The organism is Butyrivibrio hungatei NK4A153 (assembly GCF_000424465.1).
Classification (GTDB): Bacteria; Bacillota; Clostridia; order Lachnospirales; family Lachnospiraceae; genus Butyrivibrio; species Butyrivibrio hungatei_A.
Map to the genome: position 1 here is coordinate 34,777 of NZ_KE384197.1, position 24,085 is coordinate 58,861.

The window sequence follows — 24,085 nt, forward strand, 5'->3', positions numbered from 1 at the left end:
AAATGTTACCTTTCCTTTTAAAAATCTTTCTTCTATTTTTTATAGTAAAATGCTAAAATTAATCTCGTAGTATCTGTTAAACCGTTTTTAGGAGTTATCCATATGATACAAGACATAAATGAAAAGGCGAGAGAAGATATCATCTACGACACACTTAAAGGCGTCCTTCTGTATCACAATACCCTTGCCAAATATCCTATACACTGGCACAACGACGTAGAGATTATTTTGCTCTTATCAGGAACACTTAGGATAAAGTTCCATAATGACAAATCCACTATTGTTAACTGTGCGCCCGGCGACCTTATAATGATCGCGCCCGGAACGCTTCATGAATATATTTCCGAATCTAACGGAGGAGAAAAACTTATCCTTCTCTTCGATATCGGTGGTTACTCTCAGATTTCCGCGCTCGTACCGCTTCTAAAAACGCTTCCGCCTTATGTTCACATAAAGCAGACGGAACATCCCATCGAGACCGCCAAGCTTCAGAACTATTTCTGGGAAATTGACAGGCTCTACGGTGAAAGCGATGAATTCCTGAAAATATCCGTATACTCTCTTGTCACACTTATCTTAGCGCAGATTGGAAGCATGCACCCCAACGAAAAAAAGCAGGTGCCCGATTCCGCAGATCCTCAGCGCAAAAATATCGACAAGATTGTTTCTGTTACAAACTATATCGACTCGCACAGATCTGACGACCTCACGGTTGAGCAGCTCGCTGAACTTGCAGGCTTTTCCAAATTCCATTTTGAAAGGCTTTTCAAAAACTATATGGGTATTTCCTGCTATCAGTACATCACTAAGCGCAGAATCCTCATGGCTCAGGAGCTTCTCGGCGATACAAACATGTCTATCATGGATATCGCGCTCCAGTCCGGCTTCTTTAGCCTTTCAACATTCAACCGAGTGTTCAAAGACATAAACAAGTGCTCTCCAACCGAGTTTAGAAAGCTTTACCGAACCGGTGCGGATCTCACAGGAAAAGAAGCCGCTCCAACAAAAAAGAAATAGGCTCGGCTTCTTGATCATTTAATGTATCAGGAGTTTGAACGGACTCATCGGTATTCCCGAAACATTTGATACAAGTCCGCCTCTGTATGTGTTTTCACAGCACCAGAGAACTCTTCTGAACTTTGTTTTGCTTCCGTCTTTGCATTTACATATCACGGCGTTTTCTGCAAGCACCGCTTCAGTTTCGTGCAGTTTGCCTTCTTCATCTTCAAGGAAGAAGTCTTTTATCTCTGTGCCTTTATCGGCATCAACTACGCACAATCCATCGGCATGTCCAAGCACAACCTTAACTCCGTCACCTTCTGCTGCCGCAGCAAGCGCAACAGGTCCGGTATACTCACCGTTATAACCATATTTGATATGTGCTGCCCAGAGAGCAAGTCTCTCACCGACAGGCTTCTTTGTAACGGGATGAAGATCGTTGTCCTCACCAAGCCCCATTGTTACGGCAAGTCCGGTTGAAGGGATAGAAAGAATCTTGTTCTGTATAAGTCTGAACTCTCCCCAATTCTCTTTTTCATCGAGATCGATAACAAAATTGGGAAGCTGAACAGCGATAAAAGGAAGATTCTCTTCTTTCCACAAATCTCTGTATCCCTTGACCATTCTCTCTGTAAGGTCTGCGTAATCCCATTTCTCATGAACATTACTCTCGCCCTGATACCAGATAACACCGTCAATAGGGAAATTGTGACAAGGAGCAGTCATGCCGTTAAAGAGTCCCGAAGAATTCCAGTTGATGAAATCAGTCGGAGGCTTGGGACCGCACTTTGCACCGATCCTGTACTTCCACTCGCCGTCAAGATTAACGGACGCATCCTCATTAAATATCTTATATTCTTTGCCGGGACCGGGAGTAACTCGTCCAAGTCCAAGTTCGATGGTAAGTCTTATTGATATAACGTTGTCTTTTTCCCTTGTAAGGCCTTCGGGAACATCGTACTTACGAGGCGGATACTGATAGCCTGTCTCGCCGATAAGCTGTCCGTTCACATATACTCTGTCGGAATCAACCATTGTTCCGAAAAAGAATCTGGCTTTTTTGCCCGCAAGTTCATTGGGAAGGTCAAATTTTCTTCTAAACCACACAGAACCGATATGGCCTTCAAGCGGTGTTCCGGTAAACATTGTGGGAAGCGTTATTGTATCCCAGTATGAATCGTAAACATCTTCAAGGTCCCAATGTCCCTCAATTCCCGCATCGGCAGCCGCAAGTTCACCGAGCCACTTCTCATCCTTTGCGACATTATATTCCATGCGCTCTTTTCTGAAAGCTTCATCGTTGTACTTATCAGTCTCTGCGATGAGCTCATCGTAGCCTTCAAGCATCTCTCTGCTCATCCATGAAGAAGCTCTGGATCCGCCAAGGCTTGCATTGATAAGACCGACAGGCTGTCCCGTCATGTTCTGGAGCTTACTTGCAAAAAAGTATGCCGTAGCTGAAAAATCCAGAATAGTATCTTTGCTTACATGCTTCCAGCTTCCTGTATTGTGCTCCTCATAGGGGCCGTCAAAACAGGTCTCTTCAACTATCTTAAAAGTAGAAATTCTCTTATTTTCTTCAACGTTAACAAGTTCAGGATATTTGTCTTTTACCCTGTTGATAGGAAGTTCCATATTGGACTGCCCCGTACAGAGCCAGACAATTCCAAGCATCACGTCTTTAACGGTAATGCTCTCGCCCTTATCGTCAGAAACAACAAGTTCATAAGGTCCGCCGCTCTCCTTCGCAGAAAGATATACGTCGAATCTACCCTTGTCGTCGCACTTCCCTGTAACACTCTCACCTGCGAGACTTGCAGTCACTTCAGAACCTGCATCGTCCCATCCCCAGATATGAATGCTTTTTCTCCTCTGAATAACACACCCGTCAGATAACAAACGCGGTAAAGTAAGTCTAGCCATAGTATATTACCCCATCCTTTCATGTTAGATAGATTATACTAATCGCAGGCTTATTTTACCGCGTACTTAATGCTAATATTTTCCCAGTTTTTGCTAGTTCGGTATTTCCTTAGATATCCTGTCCCGAGGATCCGATTCTTACCAGCGCTCTGTACAGTTTCGCCTCGGCGCGAACCCTTGCTTCTTTATCAAGCTGTTGGTTCTTAAGAAGTTCCTCAGCCTTAGCTTTGGCAGCTTTGGCACGCTCAATATCGATGTCTTCGCTCCACTCCCAAGTTGTGGGAAGGACTCTTACCTCTCCGTTCATTACAGAGATCATTCCACCGATACAGGCCGCTTTTCTCTCACTACCGTCGGCCATGGTAACTTTGGCGGTTCCCATTCCGATAGCGGTACAATAATTGGTGTGGCGAGCAAGGATCTCAACATCACCATCTATTGTACGGAGCATTATCTTCTGTACTTCACCCTCAAAATCAAGACCATCCAGGGATACAACCTGTAAATGATATGAAGTGGACATAATCAGCTCCTTTACTGCTTTTTAGCCTTCTCAAACACTTCGTCGATAGTTCCGACAAGGAGGAAAGCACTCTCAGGAAGATCATCGCACTCACCGTCAAGGATCATCTTGAATCCTCTGATAGTCTCCTTAAGAGGAACATACTTACCGGGAAGACCCGTGAACTGCTCAGCAACAGAGAAGCTCTGTGACAAGAAGTTCTGAACCTTACGTGCTCTGTAAACAGTAAGCTTATCTTCCTCTGAAAGCTCGTCCATACCCATGATGGCAATGATATCCTGAAGTTCACGATATCTCTGAAGAACCTGCTGAACGCCCTTTGCAACTTCGTAATGCTCTTTTCCGACGATATCGGGTGAAAGAATACGGCTTGTTGAATCAAGAGGATCAACCGCCGGGTAAATACCCTTTGAAGCGATATCTCTTGAAAGAACCGTAGTAGCATCAAGGTGTGTGAAGGTTGTAGCAGGAGCGGGGTCGGTCAAGTCATCGGCAGGCACGTATACAGCCTGAACTGATGTGATTGATCCCTTCTTTGTTGATGTGATACGCTCCTGAAGAGCACCCATTTCTGTAGCCAGTGTAGGCTGGTAACCTACGGCTGAAGGCATACGTCCGAGAAGCGCTGAAACCTCTGAACCGGCCTGTGTGAAACGGAAGATATTATCGATGAAAAGAAGCACATCCTGATTCTTAACATCACGGAAATACTCCGCCATTGTAAGTCCCGAAAGGCCTACTCTCATTCTTGCTCCGGGGGGCTCATTCATCTGACCGTAAACAAGTGCGGTCTTATCAAGAACTCCACTTTCTTTCATTTCGCCGTAAAGGTCGTTTCCTTCACGGGTACGCTCACCAACACCTGTAAATACGGAAATACCGCCGTGTGCGGTAGCAACGTTATTGATAAGCTCCATGATAAGTACGGTCTTACCTACTCCGGCACCGCCGAAAAGACCGATCTTACCACCTTTTGCGTAAGGACAGATAAGGTCAACGACCTTGATTCCTGTCTCAAAGATCTCTGTAGCAGGTACCTGATCCTCGTATGCGGGAGCGGGACGATGAATTGCCCATCTCTCTTTTGCATTCGGATCGGGACCGTTATCTACGGGATCACCCAAAAGGTTGAAAATTCTTCCCAAACATTCCTCACCAACAGGAACTGTGATAGGGCTTCCTGTGTCTGTAGCATCTACGCCTCTTACAAGACCGTCGGTTGAACTCATGGCAACGCAACGAACAACGTCGTCGCCTACCTGCTGAGCAACCTCTGCTACAAGCTTACGATCCTCTATCATAATCTCTATGGCATTGTGAAGATCAGGAAGTTCGCCTTCTTTAAAGCGAATGTCAAGTACAGGTCCTGTAACCTGTATTACCTTTCCAACATGATTTTCACTCATTGTTAAACTCCTTTAATTATAGTGTAGCACCTGCAACGATCTCTGTGATCTCCTGCGTGATGCTTGCCTGACGTGCTCTGTTGTAGTACAAGCTCAATGTATCGATCATCTCTTCTGCGTTATCCGTTGCAGCCTCCATCGCTGTTCTTCTGGCTGCAAGTTCACTTGCATAAGATATGTTGATACTTGAGTATAAAATGCCCGCCAGATATTCCGGAACGATGGCATTGAACACCGTCTCACTGTCAGGTTCATACAAAATAAGGTCTCTTGCCTTTCCGTCCGATTTCTTTTCTTCCGAACGAAGATCTTCAAGCGGAAGAAGTGACGAAGCGGTAGGCACCTGAGAGAGCATGGATACAAAATTCGTATAGCAAAGATGAATATGTCCGTACTCTCCGTTTTTGTATGCATCACAGATCAGTTTTGCAATCTGATAGCAGTCCGAAATCGTAACTTTGGCAACCTCGGAATATTCCTCTGTAAAGATAGGCACATTTCTGTGTTTGAAGTACTCTACAGATTTTTTTCCTATAGGAAGAACGGTTATCTCGTCGCGTTCCTTGGTCTCAGCTTCCATGAACTTGAAAAGATTGGAGTTATAGCCGCCTGCAAGACCTCTGTCTCCGGCAATGACTACATAGAGCCATTTGTCATTTTTACCACTCTGGGTAAAAGGAGATCTGAAATCCGTGTTGCCGTTTGCTATATCCGTCAATGTCTCAAGTGTGGTCTCGAGATAAGGCTTGGACTGATCCGCTTTTTCTTTTGCCTTACGAAGTTTGGATGCCGCAACAAGCTGCATAGCCTTCGTGATCTGCATAGTGCTCTGAACGCTCTTTATTCGGAGTTTAACAGCTTTCATATTTCCAGCCATCTTTAATTCCTCCTATTATTTTGCATTCTTCTGCTGCAAAAACTTATCTGTATATGCGTTCAGCGACTCTTTAAGTTTATTCTCAGTCTCAGCTTCAAGCTTACCTGTCTCGCGAATGTCTCTCATTGCAGCAATTCCTGAAGGATCGCTGTCAAGGAAGTCATAAAGACCTGCCTCATACTCCGCGATATCGGAAGCCTCAACCTTGATAAGAATGTTGTTTACAACGGCATAAAGAATAGCTACCTGCTTCTCAACAGGAACAGGCTGATTCTTATCCTGCTTCAGGACTTCAACGATACGTTCACCCTGTGCAAGACGTGCCTTGGTATCTTCGTCAAGGTCCGATCCAAACTGAGCAAAGCTCTGAAGTTCACGGTACTGTGAATATACGAGCTTAAGTGTTCCGGCAACCTTCTTCATAGCCTTGATCTGAGCGTTACCACCAACTCGGGATACCGAGATACCGGGGTTAACAGCCGGCATGATTCCTGAGTGGAAAAGCTCTGTCTCAAGGAATATCTGTCCATCTGTGATGGAGATAACATTCGTAGGAATGTAAGCAGATACGTCACCTGCCTGTGTCTCAATGATAGGAAGGGCTGTAAGCGATCCGCCGCCGTTCTCATCAGAGAGTTTAGCCGCTCTCTCAAGAAGTCTTGAGTGAAGGTAGAAAACGTCTCCGGGATAAGCTTCACGTCCCGGTGGTCTTCTGATCAAAAGTGAAAGTGCACGATATGCAACCGCATGCTTTGAAAGGTCATCATAGATGCAGAGTACGTGCTTTCCTTTGTTCATAAAGTACTCACCCATTGCACAACCTGTGTAAGGTGAAATGTACTGAAGAGGACTGGGTTCTGAAGCTGTAGCTGCAACTACGATTGTGTAGTCCATAGCTCCGCCCTTCTTAAGGTCCTCAACAAGTGCCGTTACTGTAGAACGCTTCTGTCCGATAGCAACGTAAATACAGATAACGTCCTTGCCCTTCTGGTTAAGGATCGTATCAATTGCGATTGTTGTCTTACCGGTCTGTCTGTCACCGATGATAAGCTCACGCTGACCTCTACCGATAGGGATCATTGAATCGATAGCTTTGATACCGGTCTGGAGAGGTTCCTTAACCGGCTGTCTTGCAATGATTCCGGGAGCAGGTGATTCAACAGGTCTGTACTCTGTTGTCTCGATAGGTCCCTGTCCGTCAATAGGCTGACCGATGGCGTTAACAACACGTCCGATCATTTTATCTCCTACGGGAACGGATACGACTCTTCCCGTACGTTTAACAGTCTGTCCTTCGCTGATTCCTACATCCTCGCCGAACAAAACCGCTGATACTACTGTTTCCTCGAGGTTCTGAGCCATTCCGAATGTACCATTCTCAAACTCCAAAAGTTCTCCCGACATACAGTTCAAAAGGCCGCTTACTCTGGCGATACCGTCACCGACGGTAAGAACTGTACCTGTCTCGTTTTGGATTATTGCATTCTGATAATTCTTTATCTGGCTTCGAATGACCTCGGATATTTTTTCTGGTTTTAGTTCCATATTATCCTCCGACGTAATTTTGGTTTATATAATTGTCTCGTCGACTCGTCTCTTAAGTTCGGATAACCTGCCTTTGACCGTTCCGTCAAAAAGCTGTCCCTCAAGATCAACACGGACACCACCTAGGATTCCGGGATCTACCTTCTGTCTGAGCAAAACTTTTTTGCCGCTTATTCCCTCAAGCTTCTCCTTGAGTTTGGCTACTTGTGAATCATCAAGCGCAACAGCCGATGTAACAAGAGCATCTGCGATGCCGTTGTCCGAGTTGTAGCACTTTCTGAATCTCTTTCGGCAAGCCGAAAACTCTCTAAGCAAGCCTTTCTCAATAAGAATCTTGATAAAATTCAGAAGATACTCCTGACAGCCGTCTTTGAGCGCATCATCGACAAGCTGCAGTCTCTCTTTCTTGGGAACCGAGGGTTCCGAAAGGAGTGTGATATAATCGGGATTCTCTTTAAAGAGTCCTTCAACCACCTCCATCTGTCCCAGTATTTCATCCGTAAGGTTCACTTCTGCTGCCAGATCATATAGGCTCTGCCCATAAAGATCTCCAGCTTTACTCATGATTACCTCTTTTCTTGGATCAAGCTCCGACTTTACTAATAAAGTCTTCGATGAGCTTCTTGTGATCGTTCTCGTTTATTTCTTTTTCAACGACCTTACCTGCAATATCCATTGCAAGTCCGCCGATTTCATCTTTAGCCTCGTTGATAGCTTTCTTCTTCTCCTGCTCAATATCAGCAGCAGCTCTTGCCTTGATATCAGCCGCTTCCTTCTGTGCATCCTGCACCAAAGCATCTGCCTTGGTCTGAGCCTCTTTCTGCGCATCAGATACGATCTGTGCAGCTTCGGAATGAGCTTTTGTAAGGCTGCTCTCATATTGGTCTTTAAGAGAATCTGCTTCTTCCTTGGCTTCTCTGGCTTCTTTTATTGCCTTATCCGCAAGATTCTGTCTCTTCTCAAGGATATTGTTGATTGGTTTAAAAAGAAATTTCTTTATCAAAAATACCTGTATAAAGAGGTTACAGATCTGAAGAATAAGGGTCCAGAAGTTCACTGTGACAAGTGCCTGGTTTTCTGCAGTCACTGCCAAAAGAGCCTTTATTCCCATATTGTTTCTCCTTCGTTACGAAAGCTCGTTTCATCAATTAAGGTAGTTCATGAACATTCCAGGTGCTACGAAAATAAGAAGAAGACCTGTAACGAAACCATAAATACCTGTTGTCTCTGCAACGGCACAACCAAGAAGCATTGTGCTTGTTACATCACTCTTACACTCGGGCTGACGTCCGATTGCTTCAAGAGCCTTAGAAACCGCAGTTCCTTCACCAATACCGGGTCCGATACCTGCGATAAGTGCACATCCTGCACCGATTCCACAACCTGCAAGTGCTATACCTTTAGCTAATACCTGAAAATCACCCATAATTTTTTTGCCTCCTAAAAACGCAATTTAATTGTTTTTTGTTCTTTAGTATTTTTTACTTTTTTGTCAGCCTTCTTCTGCTGCATTTGCGATGTACATAACTGTCAGCATACAGAAAATAAATGCCTGCATACATCCTGAGAACCAGTCAAAGTATACGCCTGTGATAGCCGGTAATCCGACTCCCAAGATCGGTATCTTTGAGAGGAAGTCTCCTACCGCTCCCGGAATAAGTCCGAGTAATGCGGCCGATGCCAATCCCAATGCCCAGTAGATAAGACCATCGATAACTACACCCGAGAGAATATTTCCAAAGTGACGGCACGCCATACTAACCGGCGTAGCAAGCTCTGAAAGAATATTGAACGGGGTCATAACCGCAATAGGTGTCGTAAATCCCTTTAAATATCCGCCAAATCCATTAGTCTTGATCTTAGTTGCGGTAATCATTGTAAATACCACAAGTGCCCAGGCGGCTTCTGTAGATAAGTCTGCTGTCGGACTTCGCAGTCCTGTAAGGCTGATAAGGTTTGAAACCACACTAGTAACAAACAGAGCCGAAACGAATGGAATCAACTTATCAAATTTTGTGCTTCCGGTGTTATTACGAACAAAGTTATTACCCATTTCAACTAGCATTTCCGCAAATGCCTGTCTCTTTGAAATGTTCTCCATCCTTAGATCCCTGGTAAGGAATATACACAAACCTGTAATTATCAGCATTACGATCCATGTGACTACAAGTGTCTCTGTAATCTTCAGATCTCCGAGAACGGGAATACCCGTACGGATAGTCGCGTATACCTTGGGGCCTACGACCGAGAATTCTTTACTCATATCTTCGCCTTCAACCTCCTTTCCCCGCAGATATAATCCCGCGTAATTTAATCACAATGCTGGGAACGAATAAGGGCGCTATACCCGCCACCGGATTGATGAACGGTAAAACTATAGAAAGAATAACCCAGAGAAACTGGATCATCGTTCTATACCTATAGCTCACTCCCATAGTCTTCCTAGCTCTGTCTTCATCCTCAATAGATGCTACCTTTTGCACAGATACCGCCATCCAAAAGAAATTACCTACAGCGATCAGATAACCGCCTATTCCGCCTATGATAACTTTTATGTCAAATGGCGCCCAATCGGGAACTACCATGTGCAAACAGAAAAATACAAGATACATTACAATAATGCCTACCGCTACCGATGCGGCAATTATTCCTGTTTCTTTTTTTACAGCCTTCTGTAATTTCATGCGCTGTCCTCTTTCCATCCGTAAATATCAATGATGCCTGTTGAAAGACACTTCGTTGTTGTTTTTCTTCTTTTTTTCTTCTTTATTGATTACTTGCAGATACACCTTGTACGCAGTTGTAATAGAACCTCCAAGCCCCATGATAAAACCTGGTATATAGACCCACTCCCCTATCGAAAGCTTAGAGCATAACAGATAGCAGCACCCCAGACACATCAAAAGAGGCATTATCAAAGAAAGCCCCAGCTGACCGACCATAGCAAATTGACCAAGTATTTCAGACATTCGCTTCATTTGCATCTGAATTCTGACTACACTCCTTTTCTTATAAAAGTCGAAACAAACCTAATTTATATGATACTCTATTTACGTTCATTTCTCAACCAATCCCTGTCAATAAGCTACTTTTGCAAGGTTTATGCCAAAATTAGAAAAGCTACTGTTTTACGCATATAAGTGTCGCAACATTTAAAAAATGCCGCCTAAAATACAGATAATATAATCTGTTTTTAAGCGACATTGCCTTTAATTTTTCATAAAATATTGAATTCTTTACTGTTCTTCTTCGACAGCAGTTGTCTTGATGTGAAGCTCTTCAAGCTGCTTGTCTGTTACGTATCCGGGTGCTCCCATCATAACGTCCGCTGCATTCTTGTTCATAGGGAAAGGAATGATTTCTCTGATAGAATCCTCTCCTGCAAGAAGCATTACCATACGGTCTACACCGGGTGCAATTCCTGCGTGCGGAGGTGCTCCGTAGCAGAATGCGTTGTACATGGCAGGGAACTTAGCCTTAACGTCTTCTTCGCCAAGTCTTACCATCTCAAATGCTTTTATCATAATCTCGGGATCGTGGTTACGAACAGCTCCCGATGAAAGCTCTACGCCGTTACATACAAGATCGTACTGATCCGCCGTGATAGTAAGAGGATCGATCTCGCCTTTCTCAGCCTTAAGAAGTGTCTCAAGACCTCCGCTTGGCATAGAGAAAGGATTGTGGCAGAACTCAAGCTCTCCTGACTCTTCACCGATCTCGTACATAGGGAAATCTACAATCCAGCAGAATGTATACTGCTCTTTGTCCATGTGTCCGGGAACAGCGGCGCCAAATATCTTAACAACAACACCTGCTGTCTTCTGAGCTGCTCCAAGCTTGCCGCTCGAAAGAACAACAAGATCACCGGGCTTAATTCCGAGCGCCGAAATCACGTTATCCTTGATAGGTGCAACGAACTTAGCGATTCCGCCGACAAGTTCATTGTTTTCATCCATTCTGAACCAGTATGCCTTATTTCCTGACTGAACCTCAACATCTCCGATTGTCTTATCGATGAACTTTCTGCTCTCTTTGAAATCAGAAATAACTACAGCCTTGATCCTTACATCTGTTGCAGAGCCATCTTCTGCCTTAGTTGCAAAAGGTCCGAATCCGCAATCTGCAAGAACTTCCGTAGCATCCTGAACAGTAAGGTCGATCCTGAGATCCGGCTTATCTGTTCCGTATTTCTCCATTGCCTCAAGATAAGGAATTCTCATGAACGGAGCTCCTGAAGCACGGTCATAATTACCGTATTTAGCAAATATAGGAGGAAGTACATCCTCGATAACCGCAAATACATCTTCCTGTGAAGCAAATGCCATCTCCATGTCAAGCTGATAGAATTCTCCGGGACTTCTGTCTCCTCTTGCATCCTCATCACGGAAGCAAGGTGCGATCTGGAAATAGCGGTCAAATCCTGCTGTCATAAGGAGCTGTTTGAACTGCTGAGGCGCCTGGGGAAGAGCATAGAACTTGCCCGGATGTTTTCTTGCGGGAACAAGGTAGTCTCTTGCACCCTCAGGTGAAGATGCGGTAAGTATAGGTGTTGTGATCTCAAGGAAGCCGTGCTCTGTCATAGCGCTTCTGAGCGCTGCAACTACATTGCATCTTAAGATAATATTCTTTTTAACCTCGGGATTTCTAAGGTCGAGGTAACGATATTTAAGACGTGCAGTCTCGTCAGCCTCTCTTGAATGATTGATCTCAAAAGGAAGCTCGTTATAACGGCAGCGTCCCAAAATCTCGATTGATTCGGGAACAACCTCGATATCTCCGGTTTCCTGCTTGGGATTCTTGGAACTTCTCTCCCTTACAACTCCCTTTACGGAAATTGTTGATTCCTTGTTGATTGCCTTGGCTGTCTTAACCATTTCCTCAGTCTCAAGGACAATCTGTGTTGTGCCGTAGAAGTCGCGAAGAACTACGAATCCAAGTCCGCTTCCGACTTCTCTCATATTCTCAAGCCATCCGACAAGAGTTACGCTCTCGCCGACATTATCGATACGAAGTTCACCGCAGTTATGTGTACGTGATTGCATCATTAGTGTTACTCCATTTCTGTATTATAAATCTGCATTAATAAAGTTGTGCGTGGCACGGATTTTATCCAATACCACGCACAACATTTTAGACCAACATTGTAATAGTTGCAAGCAAAAACGAGAAACCTTATTTTACTCTGTTTCCGCCCCACTCAACAACAGTAAAGCCTTCTCTGTTGAATTCATCCAGATACTGAGGATTAAGGCCCACATATCTATCCGAAGGATACCAAGCCATAAATACACGGATCAAAGTATCAGGTTTAGGCTCAATATCAAGCTTCGCCCCCTTAGTATAGGAACTTCCCTGGAAACTGATAACGTTGTACTTATTATCAACCATCTGAGGCAACCAGTATTCGATAAATTCCGATTTCTCAGCCTCATTAAGTCCGATCTCGGTAAGCTTATCTTCAAGAAAGGCTTCCGTATCTTCTCCCTTTACGCAAAAACCTGAGAAAAAGTTATAATTGCTATTGGGATCTCCTTCCCAATAGAGATAGTCGTACTTTTCTCCTTCATAGGTGATCGTTCCGTCTCTGTCGGCTGTTACTTTCCAGCCGTTTTCTATGTTGAAGATAGGATCAAGCTCGGTGAGATTGCCGTCATAATCCAGCGTTACAGAAACCTCTGTAGCGTCCTCCTCCGGATAAAGATAAATCACCGGTTTTCGGTCTATTCCAATTTCATCCGACGCATCGGATCCGGGGCAGGCATCTTCTGTTTTCCCATATCCGAAAACAATAAGCAACATGCCCATAACAATAGTTACAATAAGACATTTTTTGCCCATAAGACCACCTCCGATCTTCTATACATTAATTATATAATGTATATCGGCAAAAAGATATATTTACTTTACAACTTTTTCAATTGTCGTATTCTGTACTATACTATTGGGATTAAGCGCGAATGAATTAATGTCTCTGACTTTGTTATAACAAACAAGTTTGATGGTTATCATCTTGTTCTGTTTGAGAGTGCAAAACTGATACACCTCGGCATAAGGTGGCTCAGCAACTGTTTTTACACGAAGGTACTTACTTTTATTGCTCTTGACGATGTCGGTACTTATCTCACTTACCTTTACTCCCTGATTCTTCATTGAATTACGGATCTGGTCTTCGAGATTTCCAAAAAATTTTTTGATTGCTTCATCAGGCATGTTGTATAGATCCTTGCCCTTAGTATCAAAATTCTCGACGGTTACCGACATTTCGCCTTCATTTGCAGAAATCCAAAGGTCATATCCACTTCCGGCCATAAGTCTTGAAACTTCAGAAGCATTCGTAAGGCGTCCGGTTCCATCGGAATAGATAGTCTTGCCACCCATAAAACATGTTCCGTATTCGGGAAGCACCATATTTACCGCAGTATTTCCATCTTCTACGCGAACCTTATTTTCTGCCGCATAAACATCTGTCTTACATATTCCCATAAAAAAGACAAACATTAAAATTGCAGTAACCACACGTTTCTTACCTATTAAATCCTTTTTCATTTTACCCCCACAAAATCTACATATACGCCCCCACAACAGTAACTCTTCCTCTTCTTTTTTGACACTATTAAGATAACTCATTCTTGCAATCATGACAACCCGATTTTTCCCAAAAATCTTTCTATACACAAGTCAACCAATTTGTGTTAAAGTTAATTTGCGTTATAGTTCACAGTCATTCAGACTGCAATTTTTTAACAATTATGCTCATTATCTTGAGCGTTTCGATTCACGTAAGTGGATAATCCCCGAAGGAAAGGTGGTGGTTTTTATGAAGTCAGATTCACATCGATGCGGCAGTGATCCTGCTCCTGGTCGAAGTACCATAAAAACCACATACGCAAAAGGAGATTATCATGGAATTACAAGAAGAGAAAACAATCGTTGAGATTCTAAAAGAGCTTCTTGAAGCAAGGCAGTACACCATGCTCCGCCAGACCATCTCAGAAATGAACACAGTTGATATAGCTGCCGCAATGGGTGAGATGGAGGATGAGGATTCACTTAAAATGTTCAGAATCCTCCCCAAGGATATGGCTGCGGATGTATTTGCCGACTTGGAACTGGATGATCAGCAGTATATCATTCGTTCACTGTCAGACCGAGAAGCTTCCAACATTATTGACAACTTAATGGCGGATGATGCCACCGACCTTTTGGAAGAGATGCCCGCCAGTGTAGTAAAGCGTATTCTGGCCAATGCGAGCCCCGAGACAAGAGCTGATATCAATCACCTGCTCAGATATCCCGAAGACTCAGCCGGAAGTATTATGACCGTGGAGTATGTAGACCTCCGTGAAGATATGACGGTCAACGACGCTATCGAAAGAATCAGGAAAAAAGGCGTAGATTCCGAAACTATCAACATCTGTTATGTTGTATCGAGACAGAAAATACTTGTCGGAACCGTTGCGCTCAGATACCTTCTTATAACAAAGCCCGATGAGATCATCGGCGACATAATGAACACCAATGTCATCAGTATCAACACAATGACCGACCAGGAAGAAGCAGCAAGAATCTTCCAGAAGTACGGCTTCACGGCAATGCCCGTTGTAGACAACGAGTCACGTATGGTCGGTATCATCACCATCGATGACGTTGTGGACATCATGGAAGAAGAGGCTACCGAGGATATCGAGAAGATGGCTGCTATCGTGCCGTCCGATAAGCCTTATCCCAAGGTAGGCATATTGGAAACCTACAGAAACAGAATTCCATGGCTGTTGTTCCTTATGGTCAGCGCCACATTTACAGGCGGAATCATAGCACACTATGAAGCAGCTTTGACAGCATTTGCACTGACCGCATACATCCCGATGCTTATGGATACAGGCGGAAATGCAGGTTCACAGGCAAGCGTTTCAATTATCCGCGGATTGTCACTGAAAGAAATTGAGTTCAAAGACTTATTTAAGATAGTATGGAAAGAAATAAGAGTTGCGGTTCTTTGCGGTTTTACCCTTGCCGTTGCTAACTTTATAAGACTTCTTGTCTTTGCTCACGGCGTTCCGATCGCAACATCACTTGTTGTCTGCCTGACACTTTTTGTTGTTGTGCTCATTGCAAAACTCGTAGGTTGTTTCCTTCCCATGCTTGCATCACGCTTCGGCTTTGACCCGGCAGTTATGGCAAGTCCGTTCATTACCACAATAGTTGATGCATTGTCACTGCTTGTTTTCTTGAACATTGCAACCGCATTATTGGCATAGTAATATGACATCACAGTAAACATCGCCCCGGAGGAGATATGGGTAAGAAATCAGTAAAAGAGAATAAGAACATCTATTTCACATCACGTGAAGAGGCCGGCCTGACCAGAGCTCAGGCAAGCGAACTTATCGGAACAATAAGTGACAGCCGCCTTGAAAAAATAGAAACAGATAAGACATCCGTTCAGCCGGAAGACGTTGCAGATATGGCTGTCGCTTATAAGAAGCCTGAGTTATGCAACTACTACTGCACTCACGAGTGCCGGATCGGAAAAGGCAATGTTCCCGAGGTTAAGATTTCATCATTATCGGAGATTGTACTTGGAATGTTATCCGCACTTAATTCTCTGGACAACCAGAAAGCTCGTTTAATAGACATAACGGCAGATGGGCGCATAACAGATGACGAACTCAAAGATTTCGCCGAAATACAGCGTCAGCTGGACAATATAGATATGACTGTTGAAGCCCTTAGGTTATGGGTAAAAAATACAATTGCAGAAGGCAAGATAGATGAAAAGAAATTAAAAGACCTGAAAGCTTAATTGCTTTCAGATCTTTTTTATTAATATAAAAAGGACGACTCGATTATCTCGAGCCGTCCCTATTTATTTACATGTTATATTACGTACGATCTAAGATCAAAGTGCCTCGTGGCATGTACGTGCGATAACGTCGAGCTGCTGCTCCTTAGTAAGGTTGATGAACTTAACAGCATATCCTGATACACGGATAGTGAAGTTAGCATACTCAGGCTTCTCAGGATGCTCCATAGCATCGATGAGCTTCTCCTTACCAAATACGTTAACGTTAAGGTGGTGTGCACCCTGGTCAAAGTATCCGTCAAGAACGCTAACAAGCTTGTTTGATCTCTCCTCATCGTCGTGACCAAGAGCGTTAGGATTCATTGTCTGTGTGTTAGAAATTCCGTCAAGAGCGTACTCGTAAGGAATCTTAGCAACAGAGTTAAGTGAAGCAAGAAGTCCTGTCTTCTCAGCACCGTATGAAGGTGATGCTCCAGGTGCGAATGAAGCGAATGCAGGTCTTCCGTCAGGTGTAGCACCTGTAGCCTTACCATAAACAACGTTAGATGTGATTGTAAGGATAGATGTTGTAGGCTCAGAATCACGATATGTGTGGTGCTTCTCGATCTTCTTCATGAATGTCTTAAGGAGCCATACAGCGATCTCGTCTGCTCTCTCATCATCGTTACCGTATCTGGGGAAGTCTCCCTCTACCTTGTAATCAACAACAAGACCTGACTCATCACGAACAGTTGTAACCTTAGCATACTTGATAGCTGAAAGTGAATCTACAACGTGTGAGAATCCGGCGATACCTGTAGCGAATGTACGTCTTACATCTGTATCGATAAGAGCCATCTCAGCTGCTTCGTAGTAGTACTTATCATGCATGTACTGGATAAGGTTGAGGATGTTTACATAGAGTCCTGCAAGCCAATCCATCATGATGTCATATTTGTGCATAACTTCATCATAATCAAGTACGTCAGCTGTGATAGGAGCCATCTCAGGACCTACCTGCATGTGCTTGCCGTCCTTTGTAAGGAACTTCTCATCCTTACCACCGTTGATAGCGTAAAGAAGGCACTTAGCAAGGTTAGCTCTTGCTCCGAAGAACTGCATCTCTTTACCTGTCTGTGTAGCAGATACGCAGCAGCAGATGCTGTAGTCATCGCCCCAGATAGGACGCATAACATCATCGTTCTCGTACTGGATTGAAGATGTTGTAACTGAAATCTTTGCAGCATACTTCTTGAATGTCTCAGGGAGCTTAGATGTGTAGAGCACTGTAAGGTTAGGCTCAGGTGAAGGTCCCATGTTCTCAAGAGTATGAAGGAAACGGAAGTCGTTCTTTGTAACCATGTGACGACCGTCCATTCCAAGTCCACCAACCTCAAGTGTAGCCCATACAGGATCACCTGAGAAGAGGTTGTTGTATGAAGGAATACGAGCGAACTTAACCATTCTGAACTTCATTGTCATGTGGTCGATAAGTTCCTGTGCCTCTTTCTCTGTAAGAGTTCCCTCTTTAATATCTCTTTCAATATAAATATCAAGGAATGTTGAAACACGTCCAACTGACATTGCAGCACCGTTCTGAGTCTTGATAGCTGCAAGGTATCCGAAGTAAAGCCACTGAACAGCTTCCTTAGCGTTCTTAGCGGGAGCAGAAATATCAAATCCGTAAACGGCTGCCATTTCCTTCATTCCCTTAAGAGCTCTAACCTGCTCAGAGATTTCTTCTCTCTGACGGATGATGTGGTCGAGCATTGTTCCGTCACCACAGTTGTTGTAATCATCCATCTTCTTCTTGATGAGGTAGTCAATACCGTAAAGAGCTACTCTTCTGTAGTCGCCTACGATACGTCCACGGCCGTATGTATCAGGAAGACCTGTTACGATGTGGCTGTGTCTTGCTGCTCTCATCTCAGGTGTGTAAGCATCAAATACTGCCTGGTTGTGAGTCTTGTGATACTCTGTGAAGATCTTGTGGAACTTCTCATTTACCTTGTATCCGTATGTCTCAGCAGCTTCTTCAGCCATCTTGATTCCGCCGAAAGGCATGAATGCTCTCTTAAGAGGCTTGTCTGTCTGAAGACCAACAACCTGCTCAAGGTCCTTCATAGACTCATCGATATATCCGGGGCCATATGCTGTAAGACTAGAAACAACCTCTGTCTCACACTCAAGAACGCCGCCCTTTTCACGTTCCTGTTTCTGGAGCTCCTGAAGCTTGCCCCAAAGCTTATCTGTAGCTTCTGTAGGGTCAGCCAAAAAGCTCTCATCTCCATCATAAGGTGTGTAGTTGTTCTGGATGAAATCTCTTACGTTAACGTCATCCAACCAATGGGTTCCCTTAAACCCGCGCCATGCTTCGTTCATTTTACGTACTCCTCGTTAAAATATTATCATATGTATTGTTCGAGTTTGATGATATCACCTGTTACATGTCCAAACATTGATTGTAATCAAATTTCACATTTTTATTAAAATTAATATTAAAATAAGCCGAAAGAGCAGTCGCTGTCTGCAACTGCTCTCCTGAAATTATTTCCCATTTAAAATTTTCATTGCGTTATCAACTCTCTCTTTTGAAGGAGATTTGACACCGTCAAGCTTATACGGTATTCCAAGCGTCTCAAACTTATGCTGTCCCATTGAATGATAGGGAAGAACCTCGATTTTTTTCACATTGGAAAGTGTCTCTATAAACTCTCTTGTCTTCTTGAGATATTCATCATCATCGGTTATTCCGGGCACGAGTACGTGGCGGATCCATATGGGCTTGGAAATATCCGACAGATACCTAAATCCATCGAATATATTATCATTCGGAAGCCCCGTGAGCTCTATATGCTCATCCCTGTCGATGTGCTTGATATCAACAAGCAGAAGATCCGTATACTTCATCAGTTCCTCAAATTTGGAAAAGAAAGGCTCCTCACGCGTAAAAGGCTGAAGTGCCGTATCTATACACGTGTTTATTCCGCGCTCTTTGGCCTTCTTAAACAGTTCGATCAAAAAGTCTATCTGAAGAAGCGGCTCTCCGCCACTTACAGTTATTCCGCCTTCCTCTCCCCAGTAACTTCTGTATCTCTCAGCAAAATCAAGAAGTTCATCGGGAGTACGCATATCTTCCGAATTTGGATCCCATGTATCGGCATTGTGACAGTATTTACATCTTAATTTGCATCCCTTAAGGAACACAATAAATCTGATTCCCGGTCCATCTACGGAACCGAATGTTTCTATTGAATGAATTGCACCTTTAACCATTATTACTCCGTTTCATAAAATATCTTAAAAAGATAAATTTACTGATAAATGTATATTTCTCTAAGGGCATCTCTGTCGAGCACCCTGATCTTGGCATGTCCGACTCGCTCAATAAGCCCGCTCTTTTCCATCTCCCTGAGTTTCCTGCTGACAGTCTCTGTTCGAAGATTTACACTTGCGGCAATGTCATCGAGTTTTAATACTATGTCATCGCCCACACTCCTGTCAACTCTGTACATCAAAAAGCCCGCCAGTCTGGCCATCGGGTCTTTTGTGGAAAGAAGCATGTTTCTCTCATTGGCATCGTGGAGTTTTTTGCTCAAAAGAATGATGATATTCATAGCAGCCGAAGGATCGTCCACAACTTTAATGAAATCATCCCTGTGTATCTGGCAAATAGAAGCATTTGTAAGGCAAACCGCAGAATAAGGATAAATACTGCCATCCAAAAACATGCCTTCCCAAATGATGTCATGATCTGCAAGAATCGTTATGATCTGCTCTCTTCCGAGAGAATCGTATCTGCAAAGCTTAACTCTTCCTTTTCGTATTATGCATATGGAATCAACGGGTTCGCCTTCTCTGAAAAGATAACTGTTCTTCTTGAGAGTCTCATGAACAGAATGCTCCATAAGGCTTACCTGCGCATTTACAGGAAGTCCCTCGATAATAGGGACACTCGCAGTGCATAGTCCACCGCACTCCTCACAGATATTGAGCCCTATGATTCCTCTTTTTAGCTCTTCTGCCTGGCTCCGGCCCTGATATATTCCTTTTTGTATCTCTTTCTTATCATTCATAAACAAATACCGACTCTCATTACTCCTTCGACCATAAGTAGCAATACGCCTGCGTCCTTGCAGCAAAAGGCTGAGTCTTAAGCAGTTCTCTTACTTCTTTTTTGGTATACCAGCCGGGTACTATCTCTTCCAATGTCGAGCTGCTTTTTGAAAAAGTTCCCGCCGCCTTTCCGACGCAGCAAAGGTTCTTTTCATTTGAGAAACCGACTGCACTGTAACTTTCGCCAATCCACTCGTCAATACTGATTATATCAAGTCCTGTTTCTTCCTTGAGTTCTCTTCTTGCGCTCTCCTCCGGTACTTCACCGGGATCGATAAGACCTGCAGGGAAGTTGTATACCCATGCGCCCGGTGCAAGTCTGAACTCTTTGTTTATAAGTATCTTTTCCCCAGTCTCATCGTGCATGATAAGCACAACTGCATCGATCTTGTTGTTGTGAATATCGTCATATCCCTTGAGATCGGGATTTCTGCTGATTATCTCGTATGTCTTATCCTTGTTATCAACAGTTTTGTAATGAAGGTCGTAGCGGGTAATGAACTCGCCCTGCTCCTTTTTCTCTAAGTACTGAAATTCCATAAATAATCACTCCTGCATTAAAACTTAACAGAAGGAAGCTGATATTTTCTCTCGTAGAAATCAACTGCCTGCTCAAAGCCTTCTCTTTTATCCGCTTTGAGCGTTTCCAAATACTCGTGTGCATCGTACGCATCATCATGCACCTCAATAACGCCTACGGCGATGTTGCTGCAGTGATCTGCGATACGCTCATAATCTGTTCCGATATCACTAAGGTCAAAGCCCTGCTCAATGGTACACTTGCCCTTGCGAAGCCTTCTCACATGACGCCTTTTTATCTCTTTCTGAATGCCGTCAATCGCTTCCTCGAGAGGCTCTATAGACTTTGCTATCTCGACATCACGTGTTTCAAACGCTTTTATAGACATATCCACGATCTCTTTTACCGCTGATGCGAATATATCCATCTCTATCTGACCCTTCTGGGTAAACTCTCTCTTATTCTCCGCCATACCCTGAGCTTTCTGCATGATGTTGAGAGCATGATCGCTTATTCTCTCATAGTCGGTGATGCAATGAAGAAGCATTGTGAGTGTATGGCTGTCTTCGGGAGCAAGATGATGGTTGTTTATCTTCATAAGATAAGTTCCAAGCTGGTCCTCGTACTGATCGACTTTGCGTTCAAGATAATCGACATCCTGCGCCACTTCATCTTTGTAATCCGTAATAAGTGAAACTGCCTTATCAAGGGCATCTTTTGACATATTTGCCATCTCGACCGCAGCAAGTCTGGCCTGTTCAAGCGCAAAAGGAGGGTTCGCAAGAAAAAGAGGATCCAAAGTTCTGATTCCCTGCTGCTCTTCCTGCTCTTTTTTCTCCTTATCATCTATAGGAATAGAGCTGAGTGCGAGATTTACAAGCACCCCTGAGAAAGGAAGCATAAGGGGAGTTGCAATAAGATTAATAAGTGTATGTATCCCCGGAATTCCCGCAAGTCCGACTTCCCGGTGCATAAATGAGAAATTCATCACAGCATTCAAAGAATAAAAAATTATCATAAACAGTAATGCTTTTATGAAGTTGAAATACAAGTGCATAAGAGCTGTTCTCTTACCGTTCTTGTTTGCGCCAAACGATGAAAGAATCGCTGTGATACATGTACCAACCTCAGCGCCTACAACAACAGGTATTGCTATGTTGAAATAGACAGGTATACTTCCCGATATCGCCTGAAGCACACCGATTGTTCCGGCTGAACTCTGAATGAGCATGGTAAAAAAGATTCCGACCATGAATCCGATAAGAGGATTGCTGAACTTCATAAGAAGGCTCTTAAATCCTTCATTATCCTTTAGCGGAGCGACAGCATCAGACATACTGCTCATTCCGAACATCAAAACAGAAAATCCGAGAAGGATTGTTCCGATATTTTTCTTTTTCTCACTTTTGGAAAACATATATAGCCCGATACCTATAAGAGCCAAGAAAGGTGTGAATGACCTGGGCTTTAAGAGTTCCAGCCACAAATACTTTGTGCTGTTCAGATTATTAAGTGTAAGAATCCATGCCGTAAATGTCGTACCAAGGTTAGCACCGAGAATAACGTTTACTGCCTGTTTAAGAGTTACGATTCCTGAATTAACAAGACCAACTACCATTACGGTAGATGCAGATGATGATTGAACCATTGCGGTTACACCGACACCGAATAAATACGCGATAATAGGATGTTTGGTGACTTTGGCAAGCACGCTCTCAAGTCTTCCGCCTGCGGCCTTGGTAAGACCTCCGCTCATAACGTTCATCCCATACAAAAACATTGCAAGGCCTCCGATTAGCCCTGCCACCATTTTAAAACTGTCTAAAAATTCTTTCATTTCACCTCCATAGGCACTCTTCGTTAAGGGCTCTCTACCCTTCGTACCTATCCATTTTTTATCTCTATTGTTACAAATCTATTGTATAGGATGCCGTCAAAAAAAGCCACAAATAAATTTAAGCACCAAATCTCAGCATCAGCCGCACGTATTCTCCATAGGTGGGTCCGCCGACCGGCTCGATCTTCTCGCCGACATACTCTCTTCCGTATATATCTTCCTCGACAGACACCGTATCCAAAACCTTAAATCCCAGTTTCTTGCACAGATTAATGGAAATCTCATTCTCGGCTTTTACAAGGGTCTGAACCTTATCAAACAAAAGGATATCCCTGCCGTAGTCAAGAACCGCCTTGCACGCCTCATAAGCATAGCCCTGCCTCTGGAACTCTTTTCCGACAAGAAATCCAAGTTCAATATCATCAAACCCGTTCCTTACGGAGTATCCGACTCTTCCTATAACCCTGCTATCCTTACGCCTTACAAGTGTCCATACGCCAAAGCCCATAAGGCCATATACTTTCTCAATATAATCTTTCTGGTATCTCTTTTCATCTTCGGGATTCTCAAAAAGGCCTTCCATATATCTGGTCATCTCGGGATCTTTATACAGTTTATAGAACTCGTCCACATCATCAAGCGTCGTTTCCCTCACAAGGAGCCTTGAAGTCGTGAGCACTTCCCAGGGCTCACCCGCGTATCTCTGATAAGCCTTCACGAATGAATCCAAGTCGACTTCGTCAATGTCGGAAAAAATATATTTCACTCCCGGAAATTCTTCGTTCTTATTTAATGGATGCTCCACTCCGACCACGTAGAATCCAAGCTCCGTCGCTTTTACGGTATTTTCTTTCCTGTCGGCAACGACAAGCATTTCTTTATCAGTCTTATTATCTTTGAAAAAATCCTGTGCCCCGAACACCTCCGCTTCGATGCCACATTGATTTATATATTCTCTTGCGGATTCTAAGCTTTCAGTTACCTCACTGCTTTTCAGATTTTTTTCATCTATTACAAACGCAACCTTCTTCAGCACAAACTTTTCCTCCGAGAATAATTATAATACATAAAACGCCCACATTACGATAAATGCGAGCGTTCATAATTTGTTTACAATTCATTAAAAGAATGGTTACTTCAAATCATCTTTTGGACATACCTGCTTGTTATTATAATATTGTCAGATGAGTTGAGACAGACAATACCAATTAAACTTTTTCATAATGTGCCGGGTAAGAGAAGCTTACCCGGCATCCTCCCTTTAAAAAAGGGCTTTTTTTAATTAATGAGTTTTATTTCTTCTTGTTTCCGTGAAGAAACATCTCCATGTCAGCAACTGCCGACTCTTCATCGCTTCCTTCTGCGATAACTGTTACTTCTTCTCCTGTGTTCAGACTAAGTGTCATCATTCCCATAATGCTCTTTGCATTAACTTTCTTGGACTGAGCCTCGATATGAACAGTACTCTCGTACTTACTTGCGAGCTGAACAAGCTCAGCAACAGGTCTTGCCTCCAGTCCTCTGGGCAACTTAATCTCGATAGATTTTGTCAACATA

24 protein-coding genes are annotated in these 24,085 nt (G+C 43.5%); 3 read left to right on the forward strand and 21 right to left on the reverse strand.

The features are described from left to right. Positions 1 to 102: 102 nt before the first annotated feature. Complete coding sequence (locus tag G628_RS0114160) at positions 103 to 1,017, forward strand: AraC family transcriptional regulator (protein ID WP_026668429.1); 915 nt, start codon at positions 103 to 105, stop codon at positions 1,015 to 1,017. An 18-nt stretch (positions 1,018 to 1,035) separates the two neighbouring features. On the opposite strand, the gene G628_RS17590 is transcribed toward G628_RS0114160, so the two are convergent. From G628_RS17590 to G628_RS0114230, 14 genes are all read right to left on the reverse strand, one after another. Beyond that, positions 1,036 to 2,922: a sialate O-acetylesterase gene (locus G628_RS17590; protein ID WP_051199230.1), complete on the reverse strand. Its 1,887-nt coding sequence runs from the start codon at positions 2,920 to 2,922 to the stop codon at positions 1,036 to 1,038. Between the two features lie 109 nt (positions 2,923 to 3,031). Continuing rightward, positions 3,032 to 3,445, reverse strand: a complete 414-nt coding sequence (atpC, locus tag G628_RS0114170) for an ATP synthase F1 subunit epsilon (protein WP_026656155.1) — start codon at positions 3,443 to 3,445, stop codon at positions 3,032 to 3,034. 11 nt (positions 3,446 to 3,456) lie between these two features. Further along, a complete protein-coding gene (gene atpD / locus G628_RS0114175; protein WP_026668428.1) occupies positions 3,457 to 4,851 on the reverse strand; it encodes a F0F1 ATP synthase subunit beta in 1,395 nt (464 codons plus the stop codon). A gap of 16 nt (positions 4,852 to 4,867) precedes the next feature. Further along, on the reverse strand, positions 4,868 to 5,728 hold the full coding sequence (atpG, locus tag G628_RS0114180; protein WP_026656158.1) for an ATP synthase F1 subunit gamma: 861 nt from the start codon (positions 5,726 to 5,728) through the stop codon (positions 4,868 to 4,870). Between the two features lie 15 nt (positions 5,729 to 5,743). Beyond that, a complete protein-coding gene (atpA, locus tag G628_RS0114185) occupies positions 5,744 to 7,273 on the reverse strand; it encodes a F0F1 ATP synthase subunit alpha (RefSeq protein WP_026656159.1) in 1,530 nt (509 codons plus the stop codon). A 24-nt stretch (positions 7,274 to 7,297) separates the two neighbouring features. Continuing rightward, on the reverse strand, positions 7,298 to 7,837 hold the full coding sequence (gene atpH / locus G628_RS0114190; protein ID WP_026668427.1) for an ATP synthase F1 subunit delta: 540 nt from the start codon (positions 7,835 to 7,837) through the stop codon (positions 7,298 to 7,300). Positions 7,838 to 7,856: 19 nt separating this feature from the next. Beyond that, positions 7,857 to 8,384 carry a F0F1 ATP synthase subunit B gene (gene atpF, locus G628_RS0114195; protein ID WP_034462099.1) on the reverse strand — a complete coding sequence of 176 codons (528 nt, stop codon included), beginning with the start codon at positions 8,382 to 8,384 and terminating at the stop codon, positions 7,857 to 7,859. Between the two features lie 33 nt (positions 8,385 to 8,417). Continuing rightward, positions 8,418 to 8,699 carry an ATP synthase F0 subunit C gene (gene atpE / locus G628_RS0114200; protein ID WP_026656162.1) on the reverse strand — a complete coding sequence of 94 codons (282 nt, stop codon included), beginning with the start codon at positions 8,697 to 8,699 and terminating at the stop codon, positions 8,418 to 8,420. A gap of 66 nt (positions 8,700 to 8,765) precedes the next feature. Next, positions 8,766 to 9,536 carry a F0F1 ATP synthase subunit A gene (locus tag G628_RS0114205; RefSeq protein ID WP_027209402.1) on the reverse strand — a complete coding sequence of 257 codons (771 nt, stop codon included), beginning with the start codon at positions 9,534 to 9,536 and terminating at the stop codon, positions 8,766 to 8,768. Between the two features lie 10 nt (positions 9,537 to 9,546). Continuing rightward, the gene (locus tag G628_RS0114210; protein WP_026656165.1) at positions 9,547 to 9,957 is read right to left on the reverse strand and encodes a hypothetical protein; all 411 of its coding nucleotides are present in this window, start codon (positions 9,955 to 9,957) and stop codon (positions 9,547 to 9,549) included. Positions 9,958 to 9,984: 27 nt separating this feature from the next. Further along, complete coding sequence (locus G628_RS0114215) at positions 9,985 to 10,242, reverse strand: AtpZ/AtpI family protein (RefSeq protein ID WP_242827237.1); 258 nt, start codon at positions 10,240 to 10,242, stop codon at positions 9,985 to 9,987. A gap of 267 nt (positions 10,243 to 10,509) precedes the next feature. After that, complete coding sequence (gene aspS / locus G628_RS0114220) at positions 10,510 to 12,318, reverse strand: aspartate--tRNA ligase (RefSeq protein ID WP_027209403.1); 1,809 nt, start codon at positions 12,316 to 12,318, stop codon at positions 10,510 to 10,512. A 127-nt stretch (positions 12,319 to 12,445) separates the two neighbouring features. After that, positions 12,446 to 13,111 carry a hypothetical protein gene (locus G628_RS19215; RefSeq protein WP_034501019.1) on the reverse strand — a complete coding sequence of 222 codons (666 nt, stop codon included), beginning with the start codon at positions 13,109 to 13,111 and terminating at the stop codon, positions 12,446 to 12,448. A gap of 60 nt (positions 13,112 to 13,171) precedes the next feature. Beyond that, positions 13,172 to 13,819, reverse strand: coding sequence for a hypothetical protein (locus tag G628_RS0114230; protein WP_026656168.1), 648 nt, complete (start codon positions 13,817 to 13,819; stop codon positions 13,172 to 13,174). Between the two features lie 356 nt (positions 13,820 to 14,175). Here G628_RS0114230 and mgtE point away from each other — a divergent pair, with 356 nt between their 5' ends. Next, a complete protein-coding gene (gene mgtE / locus G628_RS0114235; RefSeq protein ID WP_026656169.1) occupies positions 14,176 to 15,531 on the forward strand; it encodes a magnesium transporter in 1,356 nt (451 codons plus the stop codon). Between the two features lie 38 nt (positions 15,532 to 15,569). Beyond that, a complete protein-coding gene (locus G628_RS0114240; RefSeq protein ID WP_026656170.1) occupies positions 15,570 to 16,076 on the forward strand; it encodes a helix-turn-helix domain-containing protein in 507 nt (168 codons plus the stop codon). A 96-nt stretch (positions 16,077 to 16,172) separates the two neighbouring features. Here G628_RS0114240 and pflB read toward each other — a convergent pair whose 3' ends face one another. The 7 genes from pflB to G628_RS0114275 all read right to left on the reverse strand — a co-directional run bounded on the left by pflB (position 16,173) and on the right by G628_RS0114275 (position 24,084). Beyond that, positions 16,173 to 18,437, reverse strand: a complete 2,265-nt coding sequence (gene pflB / locus G628_RS0114245; protein ID WP_027209404.1) for a formate C-acetyltransferase — start codon at positions 18,435 to 18,437, stop codon at positions 16,173 to 16,175. Positions 18,438 to 18,602: 165 nt separating this feature from the next. Then, positions 18,603 to 19,331, reverse strand: a complete 729-nt coding sequence (gene pflA, locus G628_RS0114250; RefSeq protein WP_027209405.1) for a pyruvate formate-lyase-activating protein — start codon at positions 19,329 to 19,331, stop codon at positions 18,603 to 18,605. A gap of 38 nt (positions 19,332 to 19,369) precedes the next feature. Continuing rightward, positions 19,370 to 20,131 (reverse strand): Crp/Fnr family transcriptional regulator, encoded by a 762-nt coding sequence (locus tag G628_RS0114255; RefSeq protein WP_026656174.1) that lies wholly within the window; start codon positions 20,129 to 20,131, stop codon positions 19,370 to 19,372. A 19-nt stretch (positions 20,132 to 20,150) separates the two neighbouring features. Then, complete coding sequence (locus G628_RS0114260; protein ID WP_026656175.1) at positions 20,151 to 20,711, reverse strand: NUDIX hydrolase; 561 nt, start codon at positions 20,709 to 20,711, stop codon at positions 20,151 to 20,153. A gap of 17 nt (positions 20,712 to 20,728) precedes the next feature. Next, positions 20,729 to 22,528 carry a Na/Pi cotransporter family protein gene (locus G628_RS0114265; RefSeq protein WP_027209406.1) on the reverse strand — a complete coding sequence of 600 codons (1,800 nt, stop codon included), beginning with the start codon at positions 22,526 to 22,528 and terminating at the stop codon, positions 20,729 to 20,731. Positions 22,529 to 22,646: 118 nt separating this feature from the next. Then, the gene (locus G628_RS18315) at positions 22,647 to 23,564 is read right to left on the reverse strand and encodes a GNAT family N-acetyltransferase (RefSeq protein ID WP_051199231.1); all 918 of its coding nucleotides are present in this window, start codon (positions 23,562 to 23,564) and stop codon (positions 22,647 to 22,649) included. 256 nt (positions 23,565 to 23,820) lie between these two features. Then, positions 23,821 to 24,084, reverse strand: a complete 264-nt coding sequence (locus tag G628_RS0114275; RefSeq protein WP_026513510.1) for an HPr family phosphocarrier protein — start codon at positions 24,082 to 24,084, stop codon at positions 23,821 to 23,823. Between the last annotated feature and the right edge of the window lies 1 nt (position 24,085).